Below are 10,006 nucleotides of genomic sequence, written 5' to 3'. Positions count from 1 at the left end.
GTAAGGTTATGAAAAAAGGTATCGCACTTACGAGCGTCTCGGCACTTTTTCTGAGTGCCTGCGCAACTGTACCTGAGCCGTTTACGGGGGCAGAACTGAGCGAGACAGCCCAGCGCAATTATGTGCAAGTCGATGTAGATCAAGAGCCGATTGCAGGCGAGGTTGATCTGTACGAGGCGATGGCGAGGGCGCTCAAATACAACCTTGATTACAAGGTTGAGCTGATGGAAATCGCGCTGCGCGACCGTGAGCTTGATCTTCAGCGCTATGATATGCTGCCGCAATTGGTGGCCAGCGCAGGATATGGCGGGCGCAACAATTTTGCAGGCGCAAGCTCTTTGTCGCTGCTTACCCGGCGGCAATCTTTGGAGCCATCGACATCGCAGGAACGCGACCTGTTCACAGCCGATCTCGCGCTTAGCTGGGATGTGCTCGATTTCGGGCTGTCCTATGTGCGGGCAAAACAGGGCGCGGATGAAGTCCTGATTGCGCAGGAACGCCGCCGCAAAGTTGCCAACCGGATTATCGAAGATGTGCGGTCATCCTATTGGCGCGCGGTCAGCGCAGAACGCTTGCTGACCAAATTGCAAGAGCTGGAAGGCTCTGTCACCACAACGCTCGAAAATTCAGAGCGGCTGGCAGAGCGCCGTTTGTCAGCGCCGCTCACCGCGCTCACTTATCAGCGCGAATTGCTTGAAATTCAGGCGCAAATCCGCAAGCTTCAGCGCGAGCTTGTGGTGGCCAAGGCGCAGCTTGCAGCTTTGATGAACCTGCGGCCCGGCACGCAGTTCACGCTTTCCTTGCCAGACCGTTCCACCAATCTTCCCGATGTGAAATATGACGGCGAAGACATGATGATGACAGCCTTGCTCAACCGGCCCGAACTGCGCGAGGTAAGCTACCGTCAGCGGATCAATTCGCGCGAAATGGATGCAGCGCTTTTGTCGGCATTGCCCAGTTTCCGCGGGATTTTGGGCGTCAATGTCGATTCCAACGATTTCCTGTTCAACAATAACTGGATCAATTACGGCGCCCGCGCCAGCTGGAATGTGCTCAACCTGTTCCGTCTGCCCGCGCATAAGAAAGCGGTGAAAGCGCAGGATGCCTTGCTCGAACAGCGCGAGATGGCCTTGACCATGGCGGTCATCACACAGGTCCATGTCGCGCGCGCGCGGTTCGGTCATCTCAACAACGAACTCGATACCGCATCGCGCCAGATGAGCGTTCAGGACAAAATTCTTGACCAAATCCGGTCCGGTCACAAGGCAGGCGCGATGAGCCGCCAGACTTTGCTGCGCGAAGAAATGAACACGCTCGTATCCGAAGTGAAATACGACATCGCTTATGCCGAAGCGCAAAACGCCTATGCGAACCTGTTCGCCTCCATGGGCATTGATGAATTTAGCCCCGATGTAACAGGCCAAGAAGATGTGGCCACTTTGCGTGCTTCTCTTGCGCAATTGTGGCAGGACCGCGAAAATGCAGTCCGGCTATCTGGGCAGTGATATTATGAGCGATGATGCGCAGCCGGATGAAACGGTCCCGGCTGCTGACACTTCAAAGACCAAGTACCTCATCGGCGGGGGTGTCCTCGCCGCTGTGGTGCTGGGCGCTTATGCTTTTGCCAATAGCGGCGAGACCGAATGGTCACAGGCCGAAGAAGCGCCTGCAGAGGAGGCAATTGCCGCCTCCGAAGAGCCTGCGGCTGTGGAACCTGAGCCCGAACCGGAATTGACAGCACGCGGCGTGATCAAGGCGAAAGAGGAATCCGTGATCGCCTCGCGCATGACGGCCAAGATTACGTCCATGCCATTTGGCCAAGGGCAAAGCTTTCGCAAAGGCGCATTGCTTGCCCGGTTTGATTGTTCGTCAATCCAGGCGCAATTGAACGCGGCGCGCGCCTCTGCGCAGGCCTATAAGGTCACTTATGACAACAATGTCGAACTCGACGCATACGAAGCTGTCGGCAAGAACGAAGTTGCCGTATCGCGCGCCAATCTGAGCAAAGCTCAGGCTGAGGCAAGCGCCATTTCTGCCCAGCTAAAAGATTGCGCCGTCTATGCGCCTTTTTCCGGCAGCGTTGTCGAAGAAATCGCAGGCAAGGGTGAAATCGCGGCGAGCGGCCAGCCGCTGATGAAAATTCAAAGCGGCGGCAGTCTGGAAGCGGAATTGATTGTGCCGAGCAATTGGCTGACATGGCTGCGGCCCGGCGCTGATTTTGGCTTTGCAATTGATGAGACGGGCAACGAAATAACCGGCTCTGTCACGCAATTGGGAGCCGCGGTCGATCCGGTGAGCAAAACCATCCGCATCACCGCCGATATCAATCGCGGTGACGGGCTGGTTCTGCCCGGAATGAGCGGCACGGCCACATTCGAAGACCCGGACAAGCCTGAGGAAGCGGAACCGGCAGCAGATGAGGCTGGCGAAAAGGCTGCCGAGACCAAAGCCGAGGAAAGCAATGGCAGCGAGCCAGGCTGACCCTTCCAGCGCCAAGCCGGTTTTGGCAGAAGCGCCCGCCCCGCGCATTCCCGATGCGCAGGGTCTGGCCGCGCTGTTGCAATTTGAAGCGGATATGCGCCGCCAATCCACGGTGAATGAACTGCAATACTGCATCGCGAACGATGCGCGCGCGATAGTGCCTTATGGGCAGATGTTTATCTTCCAGCAAAAAATCATGGGCGAGGGGTTCAAAGCCACTTGCGCATCCTCGCTTGCGGCGATTGATCGCAATGCGCCTTTGATACAGGCGCTGGAACGGCTGCTTGGCGCGATGCAGGATGATCGCGGCCTTGGCAAAGTGCGCGCATTCGATATCGCCCAGTTTGGCGATGATGAGGCGCTGGCCGATTATCCCTATGCCAATGTGCATTGGCAGCCATTGCTCAGCGATGATGGCGCAGCTTTCGCTGGGTTGCTGGCCGCGCGCGAGGAGCCGTTTAGGGAGGGGGAGGCGAAACGCCTCGCTCGCATAGCAGAGACCGGATCGCATGCCTGGCGCGCGTTAAGCGGAAATAAGCCTGTGCGCCGGTTTCCCGCACTGGATAGCAAAAAGAAGAAATGGATTGCCGCCGCAGTGGTAATCGCGCTGTTATTCCCGGTCCGGCTCACCGCGCTTGCACCGGCTGAAATCGTGGCAGAGCGCCCGTTTGTCGTGGCCGCTCCGTTTGCAGGCCAGATTGCGTCAGTGGAAGTCACTCCCAACGCGCCTGTTACAAAAGGACAGGTGCTGCTGCGGTTCGATGATGTGCGGCTGGCCAATGAATTGGAGTTGGCAGAAGAACGCCTGCTGGTGGCGCGCTCTCGGCTTGAACGCTCAACCAGCTCGGCTTTTGGAGAGCGCGATGAGACATCGGACATTGCCATCATGCGCGCAGAACTCGAAGTGGCGGAGGCGGAATATGACTACGCCAAGGATCTCGTCGGCCAATCGGCCATCACCGCGCCGCGCGATGGGATGGCTTTGATCAGTGATCGCCGCGATTGGGAAGGGCGCGCGGTGAATACTGGCGATCCGATTATGCAAGTGGTTGATCCAACGGCAACGATGATCCGCATTGATTTGCCCTCGGCTGAACAGATGGACCTGGAAAAAGGGGCCAAAGTCAAAATGTGGCTGGATGCGCAGCCGCTTTGGGCGATTGATGCGACGCTGGAGACGGCAAGCTATCAGGCGCGCCAGACGCCAGAGGGGACATTGGCATTTGCTTTGACGGCCCGGCTGGATGGGGACAATCCGCGCATCGGATCACGCGGTACGGCGCAGATTTATGGCCAATGGGTGCCGTTTATCTATTCGCTCTTGCGCAGGCCGATTGCCGCCATCCGCCAATTTATCGGCATTTAGGGCGCGCGCGGTGGCCGATGCTGCAATACCGATCGAGCTGCCCGGCATTCCTGCGCCGCCGCCGCCGCCACTCCCAGCCTTGCGGCAGGAATTGCGAATTGAGGCAGGAGCACCGCTCGTAACAGGCGCGCCCAGTTGGACATTGTTTGATCCGGTTCGCCATGCGTTCTTCCAACTTGGCAAAGTGGAATTTGCGATCCTCTCGCGCTGGGCATCGGGCAAGATGGACGGGATTGCGGGCCAATTGCGCGCGCTGGGGCTGGACGGGGAAGAGGCCGATGATGCGTTTAATGAAGTGGTGGAATTTGCCGCAACCAACGGGCTGACAATCGCGCCTGTGGGGCAAGACGCTGTCACCACTTACACCGCCCAGCGCAATGCGGGCAAGAAAGCGGCATGGAAATGGCTGCTCGACAATTATCTGTTCATCCGATTGCCGCTGGTTAAACCCGCGCGGTTTTTGGAGCGCACGATTGACCGCGTCAGGCCGCTCTGGTCGCCTTACAGCCTCATATTCTTTGCCTGCCTCGCGCTTTTCAGCCTGTTTCTGGTGTCGCGCCAATGGGACGTGTTCATCGCATCATTCCTGTATTTCTTCAGCTGGCAGGGCCTGATCGCTTATGGCTTTGGGCTGATCGCGGTCAAAATCCTGCATGAGCTTGGCCATGCATACACCGCTACCCGCTATGGCTGCCGGGTGCCGACCATGGGGGTCAGCTTTCTGGTGATGATGCCGGTGCTTTACACCGATACAACTGCGGCCTGGCGGCTGAAATCGCGCAAGGAAAAGCTCGCGATTGATTGTGCCGGGGTTGCGGCTGAACTGATGGTGGCCAGCATCGCGACGATGGCGTGGGTGCTTTTGCCCGATGGCTTGCTGCGCAGCGTCGCCTTTATCCTTGCGACCACAAGCTGGGTGATGAGCCTTGCCGTCAATCTCAATCCGTTCATGCGGTTTGATGGGTACTATGTGCTGTCTGATCTGCTCAATGTGCCCAATCTGCAACCGCGCGCCTTTGCGCTGGGGCGATGGAAATTGCGCGAGGTCTTCTTCAACATCGGCGATCCCGTGCCCGAAAGCGTGCCGCGCCGTTTACATGTGGGCATGATCGTTTACGCCTATGCGACATGGATTTACCGCCTGTTCCTGTTCACCGGGATCGCCATCCTTGTCTACAGCGTCTTTTTTGAACCGCTTGGCCTGATCCTCGCGGTGGTGGAAATGGCTGTGTTTGTGGGCCGTCCCATCTTTTCAGAGCTGAAAGTGTGGCACGAAATGCGCAGCCGCATCTTTGCAACGCGGCGCGGAAAAGCCTGGCTGCTGCTGGCATTGGGAGGGGTTCTTCTGGCGGTTCTGCCGCTTGATCGTCATGTGTCGGGCCATGCGGTGCTGGCCCCTGTTGGCGCATCCCCAGTTGTCGCTGGCGAAGCGGCGCGGGTCGAACGCATTCTGGTCAAGAATGGAGACCGCGTTGAGGCGGGCGCGCCGCTCGTTGAGCTCACCGCGCCGCAGCTTTCATCCGAAACAGCCGCGACCAAAGTGCGCGTTGCCCAGCTTGAGCTGCAATTTGGCCGCGCGGTGGCGGATGATCGTGATCTGTCCAATCGCGCAGTCATCGAACGGGAACTGGCGCGCGAAAAAAGCAAGCTTGCAGGGCTTGAGAGACGGTCAGAAAAGCTGGTTCTGCGCGCGCCGATTGCCGGCACCGTATCGGACCTTGGGCCGCACGTGCATGCCGGGCGCTGGCTGGATGGGGCCGAGATTATCGCATATGTTTTGAGCCCTGCTGATTACGATCTTCAGGCTTTCATCAGCGAAGATGACATCTGGCGGATTGAAAATGAGGCGATGGGAACTTTTGTCGCCTCGCACGGCACCGATGCCGCGCGCAAAGCGAAACTGATCGAGGTTTCAACCAGCGCGATTGAGCGGCTGGATCAGCCCATTCTTGCATCCGAAAATGGCGGCCCAATTGCCGTCAACAAGGATGGTGATGAGTATAAACCGCGCGAGGCGCTCTACCGCGTTCGCCTTGTCGCAGAACGAGGCCAGCAGGGCGATGAAAGCCATCAGATCCAACCAATCACAGGCGTGGTTCAGATCGAAACCGATGGCCGCAGTTTTGCAGGTTGGGCGTTAAGCGAAGCGGCCCGCATGGTGCGGCGGATACTCTAAAGGGGGGCGAGGATCGCCGCTGGGCGAACGCGCTGTGGAATCCCGCGCGCATCTCCTGCCCCATTTACGCCGTGCGAGCGGCTGGCGCGGGCGCCATGCTGGGATCATCCGGCGCGATTTCTTCGTTCATCTGAATTGCGAGGGCATTTCCCGACACCGGGCGGCCAACCATGTATCCTTGCACCATTTCCATGCCGGTGCGTTTGGCAATGGTCATGCCAAGCTCATCCTCCACGCCTTCGAGCAGGCATTGGACTTCCAAAGTCTGTGCAAGGCCCACCATCGAACGCAGGATCTTTTCAGTCATCGGATCGTGCAGATTTTCAACGAAGGAACGGTCGATCTTCAACTTTGAAATCGGCAAAGCGCGCAGATTGCTGAAATTCGAATAGCCGGTGCCAAAATCGTCGATTGCGATGGCGTGACCGCGCGCTGCAAGCCGCCGCACGTTTTTGCTCGCCTTGTCGAGATCGACTAGCATCGCGGTTTCGGTGACTTCAAACTCGATCAGCGAAGCATCAGTCTCATTCTGGTTGAGCAGATCGAGAATGGCCTGCGTGGTGTCATCCGAATTGAGATCTGCCGCCGACAGGTTGACCGAAACAGGCACGCGGTTGTCCCAGTGGCTCAATTGCGCGATGGCCTTGCTGACTACGGTGAGCGAGATATTCGCCATCAACCCGCATTCTTCCGCCACTTTGATGAAATTGTTTGGTTCAACCAAGCCTAAAACCGGACTGTGCCACCGGGCGAGAGCTTCTGCGCGCTCGATGGTGTTTGTGCGCAGGTCATATTGCGGTTGGAACACAAGTTCGAGCTCGTCGGCAAAGTTCGCGCTGCGCAAGGCTTGCTCAATTTTGTAATGTTCCGCGAAGGATTTGGCATGCTCATCATTGAACGAGATCGAACGGTTCTTTCCGCTCCGTTTGGCATGAAGCAAGGCAAAGTCGGCATTCTTCATCACATCGCCAGCATCACGCTCCCCGTTCAACTGACAGCACCCGATTGATCCGGAAATCTGGATAAGACGTCCATCAATCGGATAGGTCTGCCCGATCCTGGAAAGCAGCTTTCCGGTCAGCTCCTGAATGTCTTCTTCGGACATGGGGCGATTGAAGATAAGCGCAAATTCATCGCCGCCGATCCGGCTTACAAGAGCATCCTCGCCGCAAAATGCGCGCAGCCGAAAGCTCACCGCTTTCAGCAATTCGTCCCCCATCATGTGGCCGTAATTGTCATTCACCTGCTTAAAACCATCAAGATCAAGCAGCACGACCCAGCCATGCGTATCGCCCTCAACGCAGGTTTCAAAAGAATCGAAGAAAGCGCGTCGATTGGCGAGGCCCGTCAGAGTGTCTGAGAAGGATTCTTTCTTCAGCACAAGCTTTGCCGACACTTCATGATCGAGCTTTTTTTCCGCCTTCGCATGCGCCTCGCGCGCTGCAATTTCTGCCTTGGCCGCCGTGCCGATTGCCTTGCGCAAATGATGAGAGATACCCGTCGCACTCAACGCTGCGGCAAGTCCGACCAGCGCATAGGTTACCAATTGTTCCGACCCATTCGCGACAATATGCCAGCCAAGCCCGCCCAGCGCCGCCGAGCAGGTCACAAAGGCCTGCCTGAGCGTCAGGCTCGACAACGCAAATAACGTGGTTGCGATGATGAAATAGGCCAGCTTGGCTTCGACAAATTCAAGATATATGGCGACAATGATATTGGCCAGCACCAGCGCATTCACGAGCATGGTCTGACACGTGATCGCGCGGGTGTTTGCCTGGCTGGGCAAGCGATAAATCGACAGGCAGATAAGGCCGCAAGTCACCGATGAAATCCCGGCGTAGACCAACAGCTCGGTACCAGATACCAACATGAAGTTGGTCGCGGTGATGACAGCATAATACAGTGCCAATGTCGCGAAGTATCCGCGGATCATAGGCAGATATGTTGCTGCAATGGCGTTATCCAGCTGTTTGCCGGTCACGTAAGCGTCCCCTAGTTCCGATCTCCGGCTTGCAGCGTTGATCGTGTTTGAGTGACTTTACCTATGGGAAGGGTCTTAAAAATTTATAAGTCGCTGAATGGCCAGCAATTTGAGTTTGCAGGAGTTATACTTCTCGAACTTTCTTGAGGAAGTTTTCCACCTGTTCGCTCAGATAATTGGCCTGTCCATCAAGTTCAGTTGCGCTGGTGAGCACTTGGCTCGCCGCGGCCCCGGTGGATAGCGACAAGGCGCGCACATCTTCGATGTGGCCGGAAACGGCTTCGGTACGGCGTGCAGCAAGGTCGATGCTTTGCGCCAGATCCTGGCCCGCCACCGATTGCTGATCCACCGCGCTTGCGATTGAAATAGCAGTGCTTTCGAGCTCTTTGACCTGGCCTGCGATCGATCGAAGTGCGTTGACGCTGGCGCCCGTTGTTTCCTGCATGGAGCGGATTTGCTCGCCAACCTGATCGGTGGCGCGGCTGGTTTGCATGGCAAGCTCTTTGACTTCGCTTGCAACAACCGCAAATCCGCGGCCCGCTTCGCCGCCGCGCGCGGCTTCGATCGAGGCGTTGAGCGCCAGAAGGTTGGTGCGCTGGGCGATGGTTTGGATCAATTCAACAATCTGGCCAACTTCGTCTGCCGACGCAGATAGAGCTGAGATGGTTGTATCGGCCTGCTCTGTCGCATCGGCGGCCTGGCGGGCCAGCTCGCTTGACGAGGCTGCCTGACGGCTGATTTCGCCAATGGACAAGGCAAACTCATCGCTTGCAGCAGCAGCCGACGTAGCGCCTGCATTGGCCTCGTCCATATTCTCTGACAGGGAAACCGCGCCAGCACCGGCTTCATCAGCGGTGCTGGCCATCCGGGTTGCCGTTGTCTGCAATTCACCTGACGCTTTGGCGACGCTTTCAACGACATCGCCGACCGTTTGTTCAAACTGCTCGGCGACTTTTGAGATTAGTGACGCCTTGCGAGCATCCAATTCTTCGCGTTCGCGTGCCAGCTCTTTTTGCGTGTTGATCTCTAGCTCAGCCCGGTCCGCACGCTCACGCGCCCACACCTCCAGCTGGCGGTTTGCGCGTTTGAACAGGGAAAGCGCGCGCACCATTTCGCCAATTTCATCTTTTCGGGTGCGGCCCTTAATGACAAAGTTGTCGTCACCGCGCGCGAGCTGTGTCATTCCGGCAGTTACTTCGCCGATTTTCCGTGACACATCGCGCGAAAGATAACTTAATCCGATAAGCAATATGGTGGTCGCAATCAAAGCGAGCACTGCAGAAATCGCTACCATGGTAAAAAAGTATGCGATGCCAGAGCTCTGGACCTGTTCGAATTTGATTTTCAAATCCTGAGCAATAATGTCAGATTCTGCGAACAATCGGTCACCGGCATCAGAAATCTCATACGCCAAAGCAACCGTGCGCTCATTGCGGCCCTCTGCTTCTATTTTAGTCCTCGCGCCCTCGAATGCTGCGTCATAGGCTTCGAGATCAGCCGCAGCGCTTGCTATCTGGCTTTGCATTTCCGGCACTGTTTCGGAGATGATCGCAGCAAGGTCGGCAAGCTTCTCTTGTGCTGCTTCATAGTTTTCCTGACGAATTTTAAGAACTTCGGGCTCACCCTCAAAAACAAATCGGGCAGTGTTGTAACGCATTTCCCCTGTCGCGCCGCGTAATTCCGTCGCAAGTTGGACCGCTGTTTGGACCTGAGCAGAGGTGTTGTAGCGAAACCAAAGCTCTGTCAGTCCAAGACCAAGAACCAGAGCAATCGCGAAACCCACGGCGAAAAAAGTACCGAAGATCGCACGAATTTTTGCGGCAATGCGCAAGTTGCGAAACACGTTGAATCGTTCGAGGAAAAAGCCGGATTCTTCGTCTTCAGGACTCTGCTCGTCAACCACGTCTGCTTCGAGCTGGTCATGAATGGAATGCAGGAATTCTGGTCCTGCTTCTGTCTCGCTGTTAACCTGAAGGCTTGCCATATTCATGCGAGTATTCCC

Annotated in this window: 6 protein-coding genes; 4 read left to right on the top strand and 2 right to left on the bottom strand. The window is 56.8% G+C overall.

Features of this window, described 5'->3' with window-relative positions:
• Positions 1–8: 8 nt before the first annotated feature.
• From AC0V6W_RS05620 to AC0V6W_RS05605, 4 genes are read left to right on the top strand one after another with little or no spacing between them, the layout of a single operon-like run.
• A complete protein-coding gene (locus tag AC0V6W_RS05620; protein ID WP_486148004.1) occupies positions 9–1,505 on the top strand; it encodes a TolC family protein in 1,497 nt (498 codons plus the stop codon).
• On the top strand, positions 1,480–2,481 hold the full coding sequence (locus tag AC0V6W_RS05615; protein ID WP_486148002.1) for an efflux RND transporter periplasmic adaptor subunit: 1,002 nt from the start codon (positions 1,480–1,482) through the stop codon (positions 2,479–2,481). The genes AC0V6W_RS05620 and AC0V6W_RS05615 overlap by 26 nt, the downstream gene beginning before the upstream one ends.
• On the top strand, positions 2,462–3,847 hold the full coding sequence (locus AC0V6W_RS05610) for an efflux RND transporter periplasmic adaptor subunit (RefSeq protein WP_486148000.1): 1,386 nt from the start codon (positions 2,462–2,464) through the stop codon (positions 3,845–3,847). Before AC0V6W_RS05615 ends, AC0V6W_RS05610 begins: the two co-directional genes overlap by 20 nt.
• 10 nt (positions 3,848–3,857) lie before the next feature.
• Positions 3,858–6,023 (top strand): site-2 protease family protein, encoded by a 2,166-nt coding sequence (locus AC0V6W_RS05605; protein WP_486147998.1) that lies wholly within the window; start codon positions 3,858–3,860, stop codon positions 6,021–6,023.
• 64 nt (positions 6,024–6,087) lie between these two features.
• Here AC0V6W_RS05605 and AC0V6W_RS05600 read toward each other — a convergent pair whose 3' ends face one another.
• Entirely contained in the window at positions 6,088–8,004 is a 1,917-nt protein-coding gene (locus AC0V6W_RS05600) for a putative bifunctional diguanylate cyclase/phosphodiesterase (RefSeq protein WP_486147996.1), read from the bottom strand.
• Between the two features lie 124 nt (positions 8,005–8,128).
• Positions 8,129–9,994 carry a methyl-accepting chemotaxis protein gene (locus tag AC0V6W_RS05595; protein WP_486147994.1) on the bottom strand — a complete coding sequence of 622 codons (1,866 nt, stop codon included), beginning with the start codon at positions 9,992–9,994 and terminating at the stop codon, positions 8,129–8,131.
• Positions 9,995–10,006: the final 12 nt, after the last annotated feature.

The organism is Erythrobacter sp. JB1-7, from assembly GCF_057365015.1.
The sequence above is the reverse complement of the archived record's forward strand: the minus strand, read 5'-3'. Positions and strand labels throughout refer to the sequence as shown.

Coding starts and splice junctions, on each gene's coding strand:
- AC0V6W_RS05620 (WP_486148004.1), top strand. CDS start 9: ATGAAAAAAGGTATCGCACTTACGAGCGTCTCGGCACTTTTTCTGAGT.
- AC0V6W_RS05615 (WP_486148002.1), top strand. CDS start 1,480: ATGCAGTCCGGCTATCTGGGCAGTGATATTATGAGCGATGATGCGCAG.
- AC0V6W_RS05610 (WP_486148000.1), top strand. CDS start 2,462: ATGGCAGCGAGCCAGGCTGACCCTTCCAGCGCCAAGCCGGTTTTGGCA.
- AC0V6W_RS05595 (WP_486147994.1), bottom strand. CDS start 9,994: ATGAATATGGCAAGCCTTCAGGTTAACAGCGAGACAGAAGCAGGACCA.